This is a genomic window from Mesorhizobium sp. WSM4884, from assembly GCF_029625675.1.
Lineage (GTDB): Bacteria > Pseudomonadota > Alphaproteobacteria > Rhizobiales > Rhizobiaceae > Mesorhizobium.
The window spans coordinates 130,513-148,376 of record NZ_JARTVO010000015.1 but is presented as its reverse complement, the minus strand read 5'-3'; the positions used below and the strand labels follow the sequence as shown (position 1 = coordinate 148,376).

The following is a 17,864-nucleotide window of genomic DNA, read 5'->3' as shown; positions in this document are numbered from 1 at the left end:
CATCCAGAGGTCTCTCAGAATCGATTTCCACATACCGCACAAGAGTCCTTTTCTACTCATGTGCGATTCCCCTGCCCTGTGGGGGAGGAGAGGAAAGCTCAGACGCCACTCGCGCCCGCCAAGAACAGGCCGGCAAGGATGGCCGCCACGGCCGCGAAGGCCGGGTAGATCACCAGCAGCCCGGTCACCAGCGCGTCGCGCACCGTCGGCTTGTGCACTTCCGCCACAACCTCGAACGGCCCGGCCGGCTGCTGCGCCGGCTTCAGCCTCGAATTGCCGGCCGGCCGCAGCCTGGCAATTGGCCCGCCGCTCTCGATGATGTCTTCAGCCGTAGTCATTGCCCGACCCCCTTGTTTCGGCCCGCTTTATCGTCTTCGATTGTGTCGGCAGCATGCCGCGCCGATGGCGGAATTGTTTCGTTTTTGGTGTGATTTTGTTTCAGTTCTTCCTTCTCCCCTTCGGGAGAAGGTGGCCGCGAAGCGGCCGGATGAGGGGTGTTCCAGGGAACGCAACGTCTCACTCCGCTGGAATACCCCTCATCCCACAGGGGGAGAAGGGAAAAAGGCGTCACCCTTGCCGCCCAAGGCTGTATCGTCTAGGACACGCCCGCTCCAAAAAAGTCACCACTGACCGAAAAGACCAACCTATGGCCGACAAACCGGAAAAGACGAAAGCGCGGCTGCCGCGCGGTTTTGCCGACCGCGGCGCTGAAGACATCCGCGCCGTCGAGAAGATGATGGCGACTATCCGGTCCGTCTATGAGCTTTACGGTTTCGAGCCGGTCGACCAGCCGATGATCGAATACACCGACGCGCTCGGAAAATTCCTGCCCGACCAGGACCGGCCGAACGAAGGCGTGTTCTCGTTCCAGGACGACGACGACCAGTGGCTGTCGCTGCGCTATGATCTCACCGCGCCGACGGCGCGCTTCGTCGCCGAGAATTACGACCGCCTGCCGAAGCCTTATCGCAGCTACCGCTCCGGCTGGGTGTTTCGCAACGAAAAGCCCGGCCCCGGCCGCTTCCGCCAGTTCATGCAGTTCGATGCCGACACCATCGGCACGCCGAACGGCGTTGCGGGTGTCGCGGCCGACGCCGAGATGGCGATGATGATGGCCGACGTCATGGAGGCATTGGGCATCAAGCGCGGCGACTACATCATCCGCGTCAACAACCGTAAGGTGCTAGATGGTGTGCTTGAGGCGATCGGCCTGGGCGGCGACCAGAATGCGGGTCGCCGGCTGACGGTGCTGCGCGCCATCGACAAGCTGGACAAGATCGGCCCGGAGGGCATCGCGCTCTTGCTGGGCGCCGGCCGCAAGGACGAAAGCGGCGACTTCACCAAGGGCGCCGGCCTTGAGCGCAAGGCCATCGAGACCGTGCTCTATTTCATGAGCTACGAACCGGGCGCCGCGGCCGGCGAATGGCGCAAGCTCGAAGTCGCGACCGACATCTCGCCGAATGCGGCCCAGATCCGCTGGCTGAAGACGCTGGACTATTTCGCCGACACCGGCCGCGAGGGCGTCGAGGAACTGGCTGCGATCGCGGCTATGGTGGACGCCGCCGGCTACGGCGGGCGCGTGCTTGTCGACACCTCCGTCGTGCGCGGCCTCGAATACTACACCGGCCCCGTCTTCGAAGCTGAGCTTCTGGCGGAAATCCCCAACGACGAAGGCCAGATCGTGCGTTTCGGTTCGGTCGGCGGCGGCGGCCGTTATGACGGGCTGGTCTCGCGCTTCCGCGGCGAGCCGGTGCCGGCGACCGGCTTCTCGATCGGCGTCTCCCGGCTGATGACGGCGCTGAAGAACCTCGGCAAGCTCGACATCTCCGATGTCGTCGCCCCGGTTGTCGTGCTGGTCATGGACAAGGACATTGAAAGCCTCGGCCGTTACCAGAAGATGGTCGCCGACCTGCGCGCCGCCGGCATCCGCTCCGAAATGTATCTCGGCGGCGCCGGCATGAAGGCGCAGCTGAAATATGCCGACCGCCGCGGCAGCCCGATCGCCATCATCCAGGGCGGCGACGAACGCGCCAAGGGCGAGGTGCAGCTCAAGGACCTCATCGAAGGCGCGCGCCTGTCGGCAGAGATCACCGACAACGCCGAATGGCGGGCAGCCAGGCCGGCGCAGGTGACTGTGGCGGAGAGCGAACTGGTTGGCGAGGTGAGGAAGATACTTGCGGCGCAGGCCGAGGAGCGGGCACGTGGGAAGTAGAGCGCCAGCCTCTCCTTCTCCCCTTGTGGGAGAAGGTGGCCGAGCGAAGCTCGGTCGGATGAGGGGTGTTCCAGGGAAAGCCGGCGTCTTATTCCTTCCAGCACCCCTCATCCGTCTCGGCGCTGCGCGCCAATCCACCTTCTCCCACAAGGGGAGAAGGGGAGATGGCGATTTATGACCTCCCGCTACCCCGCCATCGCCGCCGACATTGCAAAACTCTTCGCCGAGCGCGACACGCGCGCCGTCGAAGTCGCCGTGCTGCAGCCGGCCGATCCGTTTCTCGACATGGCGGGCGAGGACCTGCGCCGCCGCATCTTCCTCACCGAGAGCGAGACCGGCAAGACGCTCTGTCTCAGGCCCGAATTCACCATCCCCGTTTGCCTCGATCACATCGCCAGTCAGGCCGGCACGCCGCGCCGCTATTCCTATCTCGGCGAGGTGTTCCGCCAGCGCCGCGAGGGCGGCAACGAGTTCTTCCAGGCCGGCATCGAGGATCTCGGCGACCGCGACACGGCGGCTGCCGACGCCCGCTCGCTGGCCGACGCGCACGCGCTGCTGTCGCTGGTGCTGCCCGACCAGCCGCTTGCCGTCACGCTCGGCGACCAGACGCTGTTCGAGGCGGTTCTGGCCGCGCTCGGCCTGCCGCGCGGCTGGCGCATGCGGCTCGCGCGCGCCTTCGGTTCGGTGCCGATGCTGGAAGCGGCCCTTGCCGATCTCGCCAACCCGCAGCGCAACAGTCAGCTCTCCGGTCCGGTCGCCTTGCTGGTGCTCGACGGTGACGCCGAAGGCCTTGCCGCGCATATCGCCGCCGGCATGGAGGAGGCTGGCCTGTCCGCTTCGTCCGGCCGCGCGCCGGCCGATATCGCGCGGCGGCTGATCGAGAAGGCGCAACTGCGCAGCGTGCGATTGTCCGACGAGGCTTTCTCGGCCCTGAAGGGCTTTCTCGATATCGACGTCGCGCTGGGCGGCGCCACGGAGGCACTGGAAAAATTCGCCGCCGATGCCGGCCTGTCGCTGGGCGCCGCGCTGGAGAATTTCGCCGCGCGCGCCAAGGCGATCGAAGCGCATGGCCTGCCGATGGCGGCAATCCGCTACGACGCCGCCTTCGGCCGCCCGCTCGATTACTACACCGGGCTTGTTTTCGAGATCGCCGCAGCTGATGCCGATCGCCCGCTGGTCGGCGGCGGCCGCTATGACAGGCTGCTGACGCTGCTCGGCGCGAAGAAGCCGATCCCCGGCGTCGGCTTCTCGGTCTGGCTCGACCGCATCGAGGCCTTGCGGGAGAACGCCAAATGATCACGCTGGCGATTCCGTCGAAAGGCCGTCTCAAGGAGCAGTCGCTGGACGTGCTGGCCAAGGCCGGACTGGCGGTTACTCTGCCTGAGGACGACCGCAAATACCGCGCCCGCATCGACGGGCTCGACAATGTCGAGGTGGCCTTCCTCTCCGCGTCCGAGATCGCCGGCGAGATCGGCCAGGGCGGGGTCGATCTCGGCATCACCGGCGAGGACCTTTTGCGCGAGAACCTCGCCGATTGGGAAACGCGCACCGAGATCGTCGCCCGCCTCGGCTTCGGCCATGCCGATGTCGTTGTGGCGGTGCCGGACATCTGGCTCGACGTCGAGACCATGACCGACCTCGACGACGTCGCCGCCGATTTCCGCCAGCGCCATGGCCGACGCCTCAGGATCGCCACCAAATACTGGCGGCTGACGCAGCAGTTCTTTTCGCTGAAGCACGGTATCCAGGTCTACCGCATCGTCGAAAGCCTCGGCGCCACCGAAGGCGCGCCGGCGGCGGGTCTGGCCGATGTCATCGTCGACATCACTACCACCGGCTCGACCTTGCGCGCCAACCACCTCAAGGTTCTGGGCGACGGCTTGATCCTGAAGTCGCAGGCCTGTCTGGTCGCATCCAGGAAGAGACGAGATGTGGCGGACGAAGCCGTCTTGCGCGATATTGCGGTGAAGATGGCGTCAGTGAAGAAATAAATAGCCGAGGTCGGCGCCGCCCCTCATTGTCCTGCCGGACATTTCTCCTCGTAAAAGGGAGAAAGAAGCTGGCCGCAGCCTCGGCATTCTTCCCGCAACATCGACAGTTGGCGAAATCATCGGTGACGCGCCCTTTCTCCCCGTCACTATACGTCACAATACGGGGGAGAAATGTGCGGTAGGACAACGAAGGGCAGCGCCAAACGTATCGAAGCAAATCGCCAAAGCGGGCATTAGAACCGCAGGCGGCTGCTCTGCCTACCTTTGGCGGATTTCCACCGCCGCCATCGGCTGATAGGCTCACTCATCCCGGGAGGAGACGGCGATGGCGATCAATCTCGACGAGCTCAAGAGCGCCACCAATCTGCGGGGGCGCGGAGGCACTTTCATCGCTCCGGTGGACGGCAGGGCGCATGTTTCGGGCGATCGCTCGGTGCCCTTGCTCGACAAGACCATTCCGGAACTGTTTTCCGATACGGTGAGCAGATACGCCACGCTCGACGCCGCCGTCTTCGTCGGCCAGGACAAGCGCTTCACCTGGAGCGAGCTGTCGGACACGGTCGACGCTTTAGCCGCTGGCTTCCTGGCGCTCGGGTTGGAGAAGGGCGATCGCGTCGGCATCTGGTCGCCCAACCGCTGGGAATGGCTAGTGACCCAGTTCGCCACCGCGCGCATCGGCCTGATCCTGGTCAATATCAATCCGGCCTACCGGCTGACCGAGCTCGAATATGCCCTCAACAAGGTCGCATGCAAGGCGCTGGTCACCGCCGTCAGCTTCAAGACCTCCGACTATCTCGGCATGATCGAGACGCTGGCGCCGGAGATCGCCACCGCCGACCCGGGCAAGCTCAAGGCAAGGAATCTGCCGGCGCTGAAGATCGTCATCCGTATGGGCGACGACAATTCGCCCGGCATGTTCAATTTCGGCGATGTGCTCGCCATGGCCGGACGCGACGAACATGACAGCCTCGATCGCATTTCCGAAAGCCTGAAGCCTGGCGACGCCATCAACATCCAGTTCACGTCAGGCACGACGGGCGCGCCGAAGGGCGCGACGCTCACCCACTTGAACATCGTCAACAACGGCAATTTCGTCACTTCGGCCATCAGGCTCACCGTCGACGACCGGCTGTGCATCCCGGTGCCGCTCTATCACTGCTTCGGCATGTCGATGGGCACGATGGGTTGCGTCACCAAGGGCGCGACCATGGTCTTCCCAGGCGAAGGTTTTGACGCCGGCGCGACACTCAGGGCGATCGCGCAGGAGCGCTGCACAGGCGTCTATGGCGTGCCGACCATGTTCGTCGCCATGCTCGATCACGCCGATTTCCCGACCTTCGACCTCTCCTGCCTGCGCACCGGCATCATGGCCGGCTCGCCGTGCCCGATCGAGGTGATGAAGAAGGTCGTGTCGCTGATGCATATGAGCCAAGTGACCATCGCCTATGGCATGACCGAGACCAGCCCGGTCTCCTTCCAGAGCAGCGTCGACGACCCGCTGGACAAGCGCGTCTCCACCGTCGGCCGCATCCATCCGCATGTCGAGGTCAAGGCGATCGGCGCCGACGGCGCGACCGTCGTGGCCGGCGCGCCTGGCGAACTCTGCACGCGCGGCTATTCTGTGATGAAGGGCTATTGGGACGACGCCGAGAAGACGCGCGAAGCGGTCGACGCCGACGGCTGGATGCACACCGGCGACCTCGCGACAATCGACGCCGAGGGCTACTGCAACATTGTCGGCCGGGTGAAGGACATGGTCATCCGCGGCGGCGAGAACGTCTATCCGCGCGAGGTCGAGGAGTTCCTCTATCGCCATCCCAAGATCAAGGAAGTGCAGGTCTTCGGCATCCCTGACGACAAGTATGGCGAGGAACTCTGCGCCTGGATCGTGCTGAAGCCCGGTCAGATAGCTACCGAGCAGGAGATCAAGGCCTTCTGCGCCGGCCAGATCGCCCACTACAAGGTGCCGCGCTACATCCGCTTCCGCACCGAGCTGCCGATGACGGTGACCGGCAAGCCGCAGAAGTTTTTGATGCGCCAGGCGATGGTCGAGGAACTGGGGCTGGTGGCGCAGAAGACGGCGTGAAACGGCATCTATGGACAACGTTTCGCGGCGTTGAAAGCCGCCAAAATCGAAAACATAGATTATCGCATAGTCGTCCGGCGCGGAGGCCGAACCGGTAGTGCGATCGTCATGGCCCCGCACGGCGGCAAGATCGAGCCCCGCACCTCCCTGATCACCGAGACGATAGCAGGGCGCGATCTCGATATGTATTGCTTTGAAGGGCTCATGCCGGAGAGCAACCGAGAGCTGCACATAACGTCCAGGAACTTTGACGAGGAGTCCGCGCTGGAACTGTTGCGGACGAAGTCCACTGTCGTCGCTATCCACGGTCGTCAGGATCGGCACGATCCCTCGACAGTCTACTTGGGCGGCAAGGACGTCGCGTTGGTTTCGGTGATAGCCTGGCGTCTACAGGAGGCCGACTTCCAGGCGAAAAAGGACAATCATCCCTTTCCAGGTATCCAGGATTCGAACATCGTCAACCGAGGATTGAGGGGGAAGGGAGCACAGCTGGAAGTGCCCTTGTCGTTGCGCCGTCGACTGGGGAGCGAGCCGGAACTTCTGGAAAGATTCTGTGGGGCGGTTCGCAAGGCCATTGTGACATTCGATGCCGAAAATGGTGCCCAATCCTCGATCGTGTTTTGAATGGTGCGCTTGGCAGGCAAAGATGCCCGTGAGAGGTGCTCCCGACGTGCTTTTCCGCTAAGTTCGCGGAAACACACGGCGTTTGGGGGGCTTGAATGACTGGTTCCGCACGGTCGGCGACTTCCTACGCGATGCCATTGGTCGCCCTGGTGATGGCTGTCGTGGTCAGAGCCAGCGGTTTTTCGGTGGACGAAGGTTCGCTGAACGTCAGGATTCTCGTTGGGGCGCTTTCGAGCGCGATCATGTTCATCACCATTTTCGTGGTGCTCGACCACGCCGAGGCGGTGGCCCGGCGCGTGGGGGAGCCGTACGGAACATTGGTGCTGACCTTTGCCGTGACGGCGATCGAAGTGTCGATCATCGTTTCCATGATGCTGCATGGAGCGAACAACCCGATACTGGCACGTGAGTCCGTTTTCTCGACGGTGATGATCACCTCCACCGGCGTTGTCGGCACGTGCCTCACGCTTGGCGGCTGGCGTCATCGCAAGCAGGCAATCGTTCGCCAGGGAACCAGCGCGTATCTGGCGGTTCTGGTTGCCCTGACCGTCATGACGCTTGTCCTGCCGACCTACACTCAAACGACGGATCCCGGCACGTTTTCGACAGCTCAGCTTGGTTTTGTAAGCGTCCTTTCGGTGCTGCTCTATGCAAGTTTCGTGTTCGCCCAGACCGTCCGGCACCGGGACGACTTCGTCCAGGAACAGGCGCACGAGGTTTCGACGCGAACTGCCCCGCACGAAAGCGTTTTTGTCGGCGTTCTGCTGCTGCTGAGCGGGCTGGTCGGAATCGTCATGCTCGCCGAGCAGGTCGCCGCAAGCGTCGAGGACACGCTCGTTGCCTACCAGGTGAGCCAGGCCGACAGTATCGTGGGAGCGATGATCGCTGGACTGGTTCTGATGCCGGAGGCTATTTCCGCGGTTCGCGCCTCGCTCAACAACGAGCTGCAGCGCGGCTTGAACGTCGCGATGGGTTCGGCTTGCGCCACGATCGGTCTGACGATACCGGCGGTCGCGGCCGCCAGCCTGCTGACGGGCAGAGGCCTGACCTTGGGGCTTCCGTCGGCTGATGCAGTTCTCTTGGCCCTGGCGCTTTTCATATGCAGCGTGAGCTTCAGCACCGAGAAAACCACGTTCCTGACGGGCATGGTTCATATTGTGGTGTTTTTTACATATGTATTTTTGATCTTTGTGCCGTGAGAGCTCGCCGATCGGATGCGGGAATAGGACAAGTTGGCGACGTCGGCGTCAACTCGCCAGCACCGATGCATCCAATCCCCGTATGATCTTCGCCAGCTCCAGGCATTCGTTCTGGCGCACCTTGTTCTTCCGCCATGCGAGGCAGATCATGCGCTGCGGCATCGGTTCCTGGAACGGCACGATCCTCAAGTCCGGCATGACGCCGGCGGCACTTGCGGCCATTTCCGGCACCAGCGTCACGCCCAGCCCGTGCGCCACCATCTGCAGGAGTGTCGTCAGGCTTGTGGCGCCATAGCTTGCCATCGCCACCGGCCGCACGTTGCCGCAGACGGCCAAAGCCTGCTCGCGCAGGCAGTGGCCTTCCTCCAAGAGCATCAGCCGCTCCAGCGCCGGGCTTTCCGGCGGCACCGGCGGCGAGGCGAAGGCGGGGTCATCCGCCGGCACGGCGAGGAAGAAGCGGTCGGGGAAAAGCTCCTCGGTGGCGAGCCCGGGATAGTCGAGCGGCAGCGCGGCGATGAAAGCGTCTAGCTTGCCCGAAACGTTGTCCTCGACCAGCGATGCGGTCACCGCCTCGCGTAGCTCGAGCTGCAGGGCGGGGAAGTGCCTCTTCAATTCCGGCAGCACCCGCGGCAAGAGATAGGGCGCAACCGTCGGGATGATGCCCAGCCGGAAGCGGCCTTCCATCGCGGGGCGGCCGCGCCTGGCAGTCGTCTCGACGTCACGTATGTCGGCGAGTATGCGCTCGATGCGCGGCTGCAGGGCAATCGCTTCGTCGGTCATCCGCACCGTCCTGCCGCCGCGCTCGAACAGGAGGCAGTTCAGCCGTTGCTCCATTTCCGAAATCTGGGCGGAGAGCGCCGGCTGACTGACGCCGGCGAGCTTCGCGGCGCGGCCGAAGTGCAGTGTTTGCGCCAGCGCGTCGAAATAGAGCATCTGTCGGACGGTGAGACCAATCATAAGAAAATCCTATCGGAAAAAATAGCAAAGGCAATTTGTCTTTATCGCCAAGCCGACCTAGTCTGGAATCATTCCAGATTGGCGCTGCCGCTGGCTGGCCCAGAAATCCGCGCAGTATCAATCTCGGCAAAAATTCAACCTCGGAGAGTAAGATGGACGCGAAAACCGACGACAACAGCGCTGGCAAATGCCCTGTGGCGCATGGATCCGCCGGCAGGACCAATCGCGATTGGTGGCCGAACCAGCTCGACCTTGCCGTTCTTCATCAGCAGTCGAACCTCTCGGACCCCATGGGCGAGGATTTCGACTATGCCAAGGAATTTGCGAGTCTCGATCTCGATGCGGTGATCAAGGACCTCACCCATGTCATGACGGATTCGCAGGACTGGTGGCCGGCCGACTTCGGTCACTACGGACCGCTGTTCATCCGCATGGCTTGGCACAGCGCCGGCACCTATCGCATCGGCGATGGCCGCGGCGGCGCCGGCGCGGGTCAGCAGCGGTTCGCGCCGCTCAACAGCTGGCCGGACAATGCCAATCTCGACAAGGCCCGCCGGCTGCTCTGGCCGGTCAAGCAGAAATACGGCCGCAAGATCTCCTGGGCAGACCTGATGATCCTCGCCGGCAACGTCGCGTTGGAATCGATGGGCTTCAAGACCTTCGGTTTCGCCGGCGGCCGCGCCGACGTCTGGGAGCCGGAGCAGGACGTCGACTGGGGCTCCGAGACCAAGTGGCTGGACGATCAGCGCTATTCCGGTGACCGCGAGCTGCAGGGCCATCTCGGCGCGGTGCAGATGGGCCTGATCTACGTCAATCCGGAAGGGCCGAACGGCAAGCCGGATCCGGTTGCCGCGGCGCGCGACATCCGCGAGACCTTCCGCCGCATGGCGATGAACGACGAGGAGACCGTGGCGCTGATCGCGGGCGGTCACACTTTCGGCAAGACCCATGGCGCCGGTGATGCAGCACTTGTGGGAGCGGAGCCGGAAGGCGCCGGCATCGAGGCGCAGGGCCTCGGCTGGTCGAGCAAATATGCCAGCGGCATTGCCGGCGATGCCATCACCTCGGGCCTGGAGGTCACCTGGACCACGACGCCGACCAAATGGAGCAACAATTTCTTCGACAACCTGTTCAACTACGAATGGGAGCTGACGAAGAGCCCGGCCGGCGCCAATCAGTGGACGCCGAAAGGTGGCGCCGGCGCCGGCACGGTGCCGGACGCGCACAATGCGTCGAAGCGCCATGCGCCGGCCATGCTCACCACCGATCTCTCGCTGCGCTTCGATCCGGCCTATGAGAGGATTGCGCGGCGCTTCCACCAGAACCCAGACCAGTTTGCCGACGCCTTCGCCCGCGCCTGGTTCAAGCTCACCCATCGCGACATGGGGCCGGTGGTTCGCTATCTCGGCCCGCTCGTGCCGAAGGAAGAGCTGATCTGGCAGGATCCGATCCCGGCGATCGATCATGAGCTGGTGAGCGAAGCGGACATCGCCGCGCTGAAGACGAAGATCCTGGCCTCCGGCCTCTCGGTCCCCGAGCTGGTCTCGACCGCCTGGGCTTCCGCCTCGACCTTCCGCGGCTCGGACAAGCGCGGCGGCGCCAATGGCGGCCGCATCCGCCTTGAGCCCCAGAAGGACTGGGACGTCAACCAGCCGGCTCAACTGTCGAAGGTGCTGGCGAAGCTCGAGGCCATTCAGACCGAGTTCAACGCCGCCCAGGCTGGCGACAAGAAGGTTTCGCTTGCCGATCTCATCGTGCTTGGCGGCGTCGCCGCGGTCGAGAAGGCCGCGAAGGACGGCGGCAATGAGGTGCAGGTGCCGTTCACGCCGGGCCGGATGGATGCCTCGCAGGAGAAGACGGATGTCGAGTCCTTCGCTGCGCTTGAACCGAGGGCCGACGGCTTCCGCAACTATGTCCGCGGCAAGCTGCCGATGCCGGTCGAAGCCATGCTCGTCGACCGCGCGCAGCTTCTAACGCTGACGGCGCCGGAAATGACGGTGCTGGTTGGCGGCCTGCGTGTGCTTGGCGCCAACGCCGGCGGCTCCAAGCATGGCGTGTTCACCGACAAGCCCGGAACGCTGACCAACGACTTCTTCGTCAATCTGCTCTCGATGGCGACGGTCTGGGATCCGGCCGCGGGCACCGAGCCCGGCGCGGAGGAGGTCTACGAGGCGCGCGACCGCAAGACCAAGCAGGTCAAATGGACCGGCACGCGCGCCGATCTGATCTTCGGCTCGCACTCGCAGCTGCGCGCGCTGGCCGAGGTTTACGGCTCGGCCGATGCGAAGGCGAAGTTCGTCAAGGACTTCGTCAAGGCCTGGACGAAGGTGATGAACCTCGACCGTTTCGAGATCGCCGCGAAGTAGCGGGCCTGTCCTCCCAGATAAAAAGGCGCGGGTCCATGCCCGCGCCTTTTCGTTGAGCCGAAGCAATTTCCGGAAAATGTACGGCGGTTTCCGTCCGGATTGCTTCAAGAAACCGAGATATCAATCTTTTTCGAAGATTTCCGCCTTGGCGACGACGCCGGCAATGGCGCCGCCGATCAGCGGCGCGACGATGAACAGCCAGAGCTGGCTGAGCGCCGCACCGCCCGAAAACAGCGCCGGGCCGATCGAGCGCGCCGGGTTGACCGAGGTGCCCGTCACCGGGATCATGGCGAAGTGAATTCCTGCCAGCGTCAGGCCGATGACCAGGCCGGCGAAGGCAGTGGTGTGCTTGGCGTTGGTGACGCCGAGGATGACGGTGACGAAGGTGAAGGTGCCGATCAGCTCCCACAGGAAGGCCGAGCTCATCCCCCATTTCGCCTCGTCCCAGCCATTGGCGCCGAAGCCGCCGGTGTGGCCGCCGGCCTGGCCGGTGACGATGATCCACAGCGCCAGCGAAGCGATGATGGCGCCGATGATCTGCGCGATCCAGTAGGGGACGACATCCTTGGCCGGCATCCGTCCTGCAAGGAACACGCCGAGCGTCACCGCCGGATTGAGATGCGCGCCCGAGATCGGGCCGATAGCATAGGCCGCAGCGATCAGGCCGATGCCGAACGCCAGGCCGATGCCTTCCTGACCGAGCGGCAGCGCGCCGCCGAAACCGCCCGTGACCACGGAGGCCGTGCCGATGAACACCAACAAAAACGTGCCTAGAACTTCTGCCAGATAAGTCTTCATTGCCCTCTCCTCGTGAGGATCCGTCAAAGCGCGTTTCCCGCGCCGCGAATCACAGGCGAAAGAGTATTCCTGCCGGCAAAACTTGGAAAGCTGAGTGGTTAAGCCAGCAGCCTTGCTTGTACCCGCCAGTCAAAACATTAGAGAAATTTCATGTTCCTATCGATTTGTTCTTGTTTCCGCCGACGGCCGACTGCCACGAAAAAGCATTCCGTCTGTTGCAGGCAGCACGGCATTGGACAGGTCGTTTTGGCCTAGCCGCAACAGAACTGTTTCAATCGGACCAGGAAAGGCTCTAAGAGCAGGGCTGAAAACAACGATGGACGGAAGCAGGAATGAGACTGGGCGGAAGGCTGGCGGCGGCCATCGAAGTGCTGGAAGACATCGGCAGGCGCCACCGGCCGGTGGCCGACGCTCTGCGCGACTGGGGCCTGTCGCATCGCTTTGCCGGCGGCGGCGACCGGGCGGCGATCGGCAACATCGTCTACGACGCGCTGCGCCGCAGACGCTCGGCCGGCTGGCTCTTCGGCGAGGACACGCCCCGCGCCACCGGCTTCGGCGCGCTGCTCTTGGAATGGGGCCAGACCGCGCGGTCGCTGAACGAGGCGCTCGACGGCGACAAGTTCGCGCCGCCGCTGCTCAGCGCCGCCGAACTGAAAGCCGCGGCCGAGCGCAGGCTCGCCGATGCGCCCGACGCCGTGCGGGCCGATGTTCCGGACTGGTGCGCGCCGCTGCTCGAGCAGGCCTATGGCGAAGATTGGGTCGAGGAGGGGGCCGCTCTTGCGACGCGTCCGCCGCTGGATATCAGGGTCAATGCTTTGCTGTCCGACCGCGGCAAGGTGCTGGCCGAACTCCAGGGCACGGGTGCAGCACCTGCAGCGATCGCGCCGCTCGGCATCCGCATCCCGCCGATCGACGGCGACGGCAGGCATCCGAACGTCCAGGCCGAGCCAGCCTTCCAGAAAGGCTGGTTCGAAGTGCAGGACGAGGGTTCGCAGCTTGCTGCCGCACTTGCGGGTGCCGCGCCCGGCATGCAGGTGCTCGACTATTGCGCAGGCGCCGGCGGCAAGACGCTGGCACTGTCGGCCGAGATGGGCAATACAGGCCAGCTTTTCGCCCACGACGCGGAGAAGGTGCGGCTGGCGCCGATCTTCGAACGCATCCGTCGCGCGCACAGCCGCAATATCCAGATCGTCAGCAAGCCCGCCGAGCTCACGTCGCTTACCGCGCATATGGACATCGTGCTCATCGACGCGCCCTGCACCGGCAGCGGCACCTGGCGCCGCCGGCCCGACGCCAAGTGGCGGTTGACCGAAAGGCAGCTCGACGCCCGCAAGGGCGAGCAGCAGGCGATCCTCGACACGGCGCAGGCCTTCGTGAAACCCGGCGGACTGCTCGTCTACATCACCTGCTCGGTGTTCGATGCCGAAAACGGCGAGCAGGTCGCGGCCTTCCGCGAACGCCACGGCGACTTTGCGCCGGTCGACCATCGAGAGCTTTGGGATACCCGTTTCCCCGGCCATGAAGACGCTGCGCGCATCGCCGGCACCGGCGGCATCTCGCTGTCGCCGGCGCTCAGCGGCACCGACGGCTTCTATTTCCATGCCCTGCGCAGGGCAGCCTGAGGGGCAGGCGGCGTTTTGCTGCGCTGCAACATAAGAGATTGCCTGTCTTGGCTGCCTCTGCAATAAGCTTCGCCAGCAAACGTGAAGGCGAAGGGCCATGGCAGCCAAGATCGTACCCGCTCCCGACTATGAGGATCGCGTCAGGACTTCCTTTGCCCGCCAAAAGGCGATGGCCACCATTGGCGCGGAACTGACGCTGGTCACGCCCGGCATCATCGAGATCGAGATGCCTTACGCGCCATCGCTCACCCAGCAGCACGGCTTCCTGCATGCCGGCGTCATCTCGACCGCACTGGACTCGGCCTGCGGCTACGCCGCGTTCTCGTTGATGCCGCAGAATTCCAGCGTGCTGACCATCGAATTCAAGGTTAATCTGCTCGCGCCGGGCAGGGGCGAGCGCTTCCTGTTCCGCGGCTCGGTGACAAAGCCCGGCCGCACCATCATTGTTGCCGACGGCCAGGCCTACGCCTTCGCGGCCGACGGCGAGGCCAAGCTGATCGCCACCATGACCGGCACGATGATGACGGTTGTCGGCCGCGACGGTATTGAGGGGTGAGGAGCGGTCCGTGTAGCGCACGAAAAGCCGCAGATGGGCTTTTCGTGCGACGAATGCCCGGAGCCATAGCGAAGGGCTGGGAGAGGGCGAGGGCACGTTGCCCTTTCTCTTCGCTGGGCAACAGACAAGAGGTAGAACGTCATGACCGACAAAGCGTCACGTCTTTCGGGCAAGTCCGTTCTCTTCGTCATGGCCGCGGAGGCCGAATACGGGCCGCATCTCAAGGGGCTTTTCACGCCGCTGATGACGGGCGTCGGTCCGGTCGAGGCCGCCGTGCGGCTGGGCGCGGAGCTTGCGGCGCTCAAGGCGCAGGACGCGCTCCCGGATCTCGTCGTCTCGCTCGGTTCCGCGGGAAGCCGGACGCTGGAGCAGACCGAAATCTACCAGGCTGTGTCGGTGAGCTACCGCGACATCGACGCTTCCCCGCTCGGCTTCGAGAAGGGCGCCACGCCGTTCCTCGACCTGCCGGTGACGGTGCCGCTGCCCTTTGTCATCCCGGGCATCAGGAGCGCAGCGCTCTCCACCGGCGGTGCGATCGTCACCGGCGCCGCCTATGACGCGATCGACGCCGACATGGTCGACATGGAGACCTTCGCCTGCCTGCGCGCCTGTCAGCTGTTCGGCGTGCCGCTGATCGGCCTGCGCGGCATTTCCGACGGCGCCGCCGATCTCAGGCATGTCGGCGACTGGACGGAGTATCTGCACGTCATCGACGAAAAGCTGGCGGCGGCGATAGGTCTGCTCGAGCAGGCGATCGGCGGTGGTCTGCTGGATGGCTGAGAGCTGTTAAGATCAAGCAGCCAGACGCTGCGGATCGCCGAAATCGATGCGTGCAATGCGTCCGCGGGCGGCGCCGGTCGCATCGATATAGTCGATCGCTCCCGGCGTATGATCGAGCTTCCACGCGCCGGCGGGTCCGTCTTTCCATTCGACCCTGTAGCCGTCGTCCAGCAGCGTCCAAAGTCCATGGAAGCGTGTGCCATCCGGCAAGAGCATATGTGCCCGATCATCGGTTTCATAATGGATGAAGGCGTTCTTGCCGCCCATGTCGATGACATGCGTGGTTCCGACCATGATAATGGCCAGCGTGTCCCTGTTCAGTATTGTCATTGTCCCTGTCCGCGGGTCCGCGTTTCGAAGAGTCTCGACGGCATGAATATCGTCAAGTATCTTGACTATATGGAGCTTGAATCGAATGGTCAAGAACCTTGACAAAAAAATCGAGGCGTTGCCCGATCATGTCGGATGGCGGCTATGGCGGGCGAGCCGTGCATGGCAGGCGGAATTTGCTGCGGCCATGCGGGCCGCCGGCCACGCCTGGTTCAGCGAAGCGCGTGCCGGGCTGCTCGGGCACATCCCTCGTAACGGCACGCGCCAGTCGGCATTGATCGAGCGCTCGGCCACCTCCAAGCAGGCGGTTCAGCAATTGCTCGATGGGCTGGAGGCGGAAGGCGTGCTGGAGCGGTTTCCCGACCCACGGGATGGGCGCGGCAAGCTTGTACGCTATACGCGCAAGGGCTTGGATGCCTTGCGCGACGGCGACCGCATCAAGGTCGAGATCGAGCGCGGCTACATCGATCGTATCGGCGAGCAGCGTTTCGCGGCGCTGATGGACGCCTTGCGCTCGCTCGACGCCGGACCGGCCGACGCATCGGAACCGGAGTGAGCGGTGCGACCGCGCAACCCATTGCGCCGAATCGGTTCTTTCTCTAAAGGCTCGCCATGACGACAGCCAATCATACCGACACCGTACTGATTGTCGATTTCGGCAGCCAGTTCACGCAGCTCATCGCCCGCCGCATCCGCGAGGCCGGCGTCTTTTCCGAGATCGTGCCGTTCCAATCGGCGGAAGCTGCCTTCAAGCGCATCAAGCCGAAAGCGGTGATCCTGTCGGGCGGCCCGGCCTCGACCACCGACATCGGCAGCCCGCGCGCGCCGCAGATCGTCTTCGACGCCGGCGTGCCGGTGCTCGGCATCTGCTACGGCCAGATGGCGCTCTGCGTGCAGATGGGCGGCGTCGCCGAAAGCTCCAACCATCGCGAGTTCGGCCGCGCCTTCGTCGAGATCGAGAAGGAGAGCCCGCTGTTCGAGGGCCTGTGGGCGCCCGGCCAGCGCCACCAGGTGTGGATGAGCCATGGCGACCGCGTCATCGAATTGCCGCCGGGCTTCAAGGTGCTCGGCAAGTCGGAAAGCTCGCCCTTCGCCATCTTCGGCGATATCGAGCGCAAGATGTACGGCATCATGTTCCACCCGGAAGTGGTGCACACGCCGGACGGCGCGAGGCTCTTGAGAAACTTCGTCCACAACATCGCCGGCATCGAGGGCGACTGGACGATGCGCGCCTATCGCGAGCACGCTGTCGAAACGATCCGCAAGCAGGTCGGCAAGGGCAAGGTCATCTGCGCGCTCTCGGGCGGCGTCGACTCCTCCGTCGCGGCGCTTCTCATCCACGAAGCGGTCGGCGACCAGTTGACCTGCATCCTCGTCGACCACGGCCTGATGCGCAAGGACGAGGCCAAGGGCGTGGTGGAGATGTTCCGCCAGCACTACAACCTGCCGCTGATCCTGGTCGACGCCTCAGACCGCTTCATCACGGCGCTGGAAGGCGAGGCCGATCCGGAAAAGAAGCGCAAGACCATCGGCCGGCTGTTCATCGAGGTATTCGAGGAAGAAGCGAAAAAGCTCGGCGGCGCCGATTTCCTGGCGCAGGGCACGCTCTATCCCGACGTCATCGAAAGCGTCTCCTTCTCCGGCGGCCCGTCGGTGACGATCAAGTCGCACCACAATGTCGGCGGCCTGCCCGAGCGCATGAACATGAAGCTGGTCGAGCCGCTGCGTGAATTGTTCAAGGACGAGGTGAGGGCGCTCGGCAAGGAGCTCGGTCTCCCCGAAAGCTTTATCGGCCGCCATCCGTTCCCTGGCCCCGGCCTTGCCATACGCTGCCCGGGCGGCATCACGCGTGAGAAGCTGGAGATCCTGCGCGAGGCCGACGCCATCTATCTCGACGAGATCCGCAAGGCCGGCCTCTACGACGCCATCTGGCAGGCTTTCGCCGTGCTGCTGCCGGTGCAGACCGTCGGCGTCATGGGCGATGGCCGCACCTATGAGTTCGTCTGCGCGCTGCGCGCCGTCACCTCGGTCGACGGCATGACCGCCGACTTCTACCATTACGACATGAACTTCCTGGGCGCCGCCGCCACCCGCATCATCAACGAGGTGAAGGGCATCAACCGCGTGGTCTATGACGTGACGTCGAAGCCGCCTGGGACGATCGAGTGGGAATGATTCAGGCCGATCCGAACGTCGCCGAATTTGCGTCAAGACTCGCATTGTTCAGCTTTGCGGTACCGCTTGCCGAGCCGCCGTCGCACTATCCAACACGGAAAAACGCATCCCCCTTACCCTTGTCACCGTGTCGGTAAGGTTGAGCTGCGGATTCCGCAGGACCCTTTG

Annotated in this window: 16 protein-coding genes; 12 read left to right on the top strand and 4 right to left on the bottom strand. The window is 64.1% G+C overall.

Annotated features, from left to right (window positions below; all coding sequences use genetic code 11):
* Positions 1 to 98 precede the first annotated feature (98 nt).
* Positions 99 to 338 (bottom strand): hypothetical protein, encoded by a 240-nt coding sequence (locus P9236_RS22375; RefSeq protein ID WP_278076726.1) that lies wholly within the window; start codon positions 336 to 338, stop codon positions 99 to 101.
* A 308-nt stretch (positions 339 to 646) separates the two neighbouring features.
* Here P9236_RS22375 and hisS point away from each other — a divergent pair, with 308 nt between their 5' ends.
* The 6 genes from hisS (at position 647) to P9236_RS22345 (ending at position 8,112) form a co-directional block, all read left to right on the top strand.
* A complete protein-coding gene (hisS, locus tag P9236_RS22370; RefSeq protein WP_278076725.1) occupies positions 647 to 2,212 on the top strand; it encodes a histidine--tRNA ligase in 1,566 nt (521 codons plus the stop codon).
* A 174-nt stretch (positions 2,213 to 2,386) separates the two neighbouring features.
* The gene (locus P9236_RS22365; protein ID WP_278076724.1) at positions 2,387 to 3,508 is read left to right on the top strand and encodes an ATP phosphoribosyltransferase regulatory subunit; all 1,122 of its coding nucleotides are present in this window, start codon (positions 2,387 to 2,389) and stop codon (positions 3,506 to 3,508) included.
* Positions 3,505 to 4,203, top strand: a complete 699-nt coding sequence (gene hisG, locus P9236_RS22360; RefSeq protein ID WP_278076723.1) for an ATP phosphoribosyltransferase — start codon at positions 3,505 to 3,507, stop codon at positions 4,201 to 4,203. Before P9236_RS22365 ends, hisG begins: the two co-directional genes overlap by 4 nt.
* Before the next feature lie 325 nt (positions 4,204 to 4,528).
* The gene (locus P9236_RS22355; protein WP_278076722.1) at positions 4,529 to 6,289 is read left to right on the top strand and encodes an AMP-binding protein; all 1,761 of its coding nucleotides are present in this window, start codon (positions 4,529 to 4,531) and stop codon (positions 6,287 to 6,289) included.
* Between the two features lie 30 nt (positions 6,290 to 6,319).
* Positions 6,320 to 6,913: a poly-gamma-glutamate hydrolase family protein gene (locus P9236_RS22350; protein ID WP_278076721.1), complete on the top strand. Its 594-nt coding sequence runs from the start codon at positions 6,320 to 6,322 to the stop codon at positions 6,911 to 6,913.
* 95 nt (positions 6,914 to 7,008) lie between these two features.
* The gene (locus P9236_RS22345; protein ID WP_278076720.1) at positions 7,009 to 8,112 is read left to right on the top strand and encodes a calcium:proton antiporter; all 1,104 of its coding nucleotides are present in this window, start codon (positions 7,009 to 7,011) and stop codon (positions 8,110 to 8,112) included.
* Positions 8,113 to 8,160: 48 nt separating this feature from the next.
* On the opposite strand, the gene P9236_RS22340 is transcribed toward P9236_RS22345, so the two are convergent.
* Positions 8,161 to 9,069, bottom strand: a complete 909-nt coding sequence (locus tag P9236_RS22340) for a hydrogen peroxide-inducible genes activator (protein ID WP_278076719.1) — start codon at positions 9,067 to 9,069, stop codon at positions 8,161 to 8,163.
* A gap of 152 nt (positions 9,070 to 9,221) precedes the next feature.
* On the opposite strand from P9236_RS22340, the gene katG reads away from it, so the two are divergent.
* Complete coding sequence (gene katG / locus P9236_RS22335) at positions 9,222 to 11,435, top strand: catalase/peroxidase HPI (protein WP_278076718.1); 2,214 nt, start codon at positions 9,222 to 9,224, stop codon at positions 11,433 to 11,435.
* A 120-nt stretch (positions 11,436 to 11,555) separates the two neighbouring features.
* On the opposite strand, the gene P9236_RS22330 is transcribed toward katG, so the two are convergent.
* The gene (locus P9236_RS22330; RefSeq protein ID WP_278076717.1) at positions 11,556 to 12,233 is read right to left on the bottom strand and encodes an MIP family channel protein; all 678 of its coding nucleotides are present in this window, start codon (positions 12,231 to 12,233) and stop codon (positions 11,556 to 11,558) included.
* Between the two features lie 332 nt (positions 12,234 to 12,565).
* On the opposite strand from P9236_RS22330, the gene P9236_RS22325 reads away from it, so the two are divergent.
* From P9236_RS22325 to P9236_RS22315, 3 genes are all read left to right on the top strand, one after another.
* Positions 12,566 to 13,855 carry an RsmB/NOP family class I SAM-dependent RNA methyltransferase gene (locus tag P9236_RS22325; RefSeq protein ID WP_278076716.1) on the top strand — a complete coding sequence of 430 codons (1,290 nt, stop codon included), beginning with the start codon at positions 12,566 to 12,568 and terminating at the stop codon, positions 13,853 to 13,855.
* Positions 13,856 to 13,952: 97 nt separating this feature from the next.
* On the top strand, positions 13,953 to 14,411 hold the full coding sequence (locus P9236_RS22320; RefSeq protein WP_040973884.1) for a PaaI family thioesterase: 459 nt from the start codon (positions 13,953 to 13,955) through the stop codon (positions 14,409 to 14,411).
* A 141-nt stretch (positions 14,412 to 14,552) separates the two neighbouring features.
* Complete coding sequence (locus P9236_RS22315; RefSeq protein WP_278076715.1) at positions 14,553 to 15,191, top strand: 5'-methylthioadenosine/S-adenosylhomocysteine nucleosidase; 639 nt, start codon at positions 14,553 to 14,555, stop codon at positions 15,189 to 15,191.
* A 12-nt stretch (positions 15,192 to 15,203) separates the two neighbouring features.
* Here P9236_RS22315 and P9236_RS22310 read toward each other — a convergent pair whose 3' ends face one another.
* The gene (locus P9236_RS22310) at positions 15,204 to 15,521 is read right to left on the bottom strand and encodes a hypothetical protein (protein ID WP_278076714.1); all 318 of its coding nucleotides are present in this window, start codon (positions 15,519 to 15,521) and stop codon (positions 15,204 to 15,206) included.
* 85 nt (positions 15,522 to 15,606) lie between these two features.
* Here P9236_RS22310 and P9236_RS22305 point away from each other — a divergent pair, with 85 nt between their 5' ends.
* Both P9236_RS22305 and guaA read left to right on the top strand, forming a co-directional pair.
* Positions 15,607 to 16,077 carry a MarR family winged helix-turn-helix transcriptional regulator gene (locus P9236_RS22305; RefSeq protein ID WP_278076713.1) on the top strand — a complete coding sequence of 157 codons (471 nt, stop codon included), beginning with the start codon at positions 15,607 to 15,609 and terminating at the stop codon, positions 16,075 to 16,077.
* A 56-nt stretch (positions 16,078 to 16,133) separates the two neighbouring features.
* A complete protein-coding gene (guaA, locus tag P9236_RS22300; protein ID WP_278076712.1) occupies positions 16,134 to 17,696 on the top strand; it encodes a glutamine-hydrolyzing GMP synthase in 1,563 nt (520 codons plus the stop codon).
* Positions 17,697 to 17,864 lie beyond the last annotated feature (168 nt).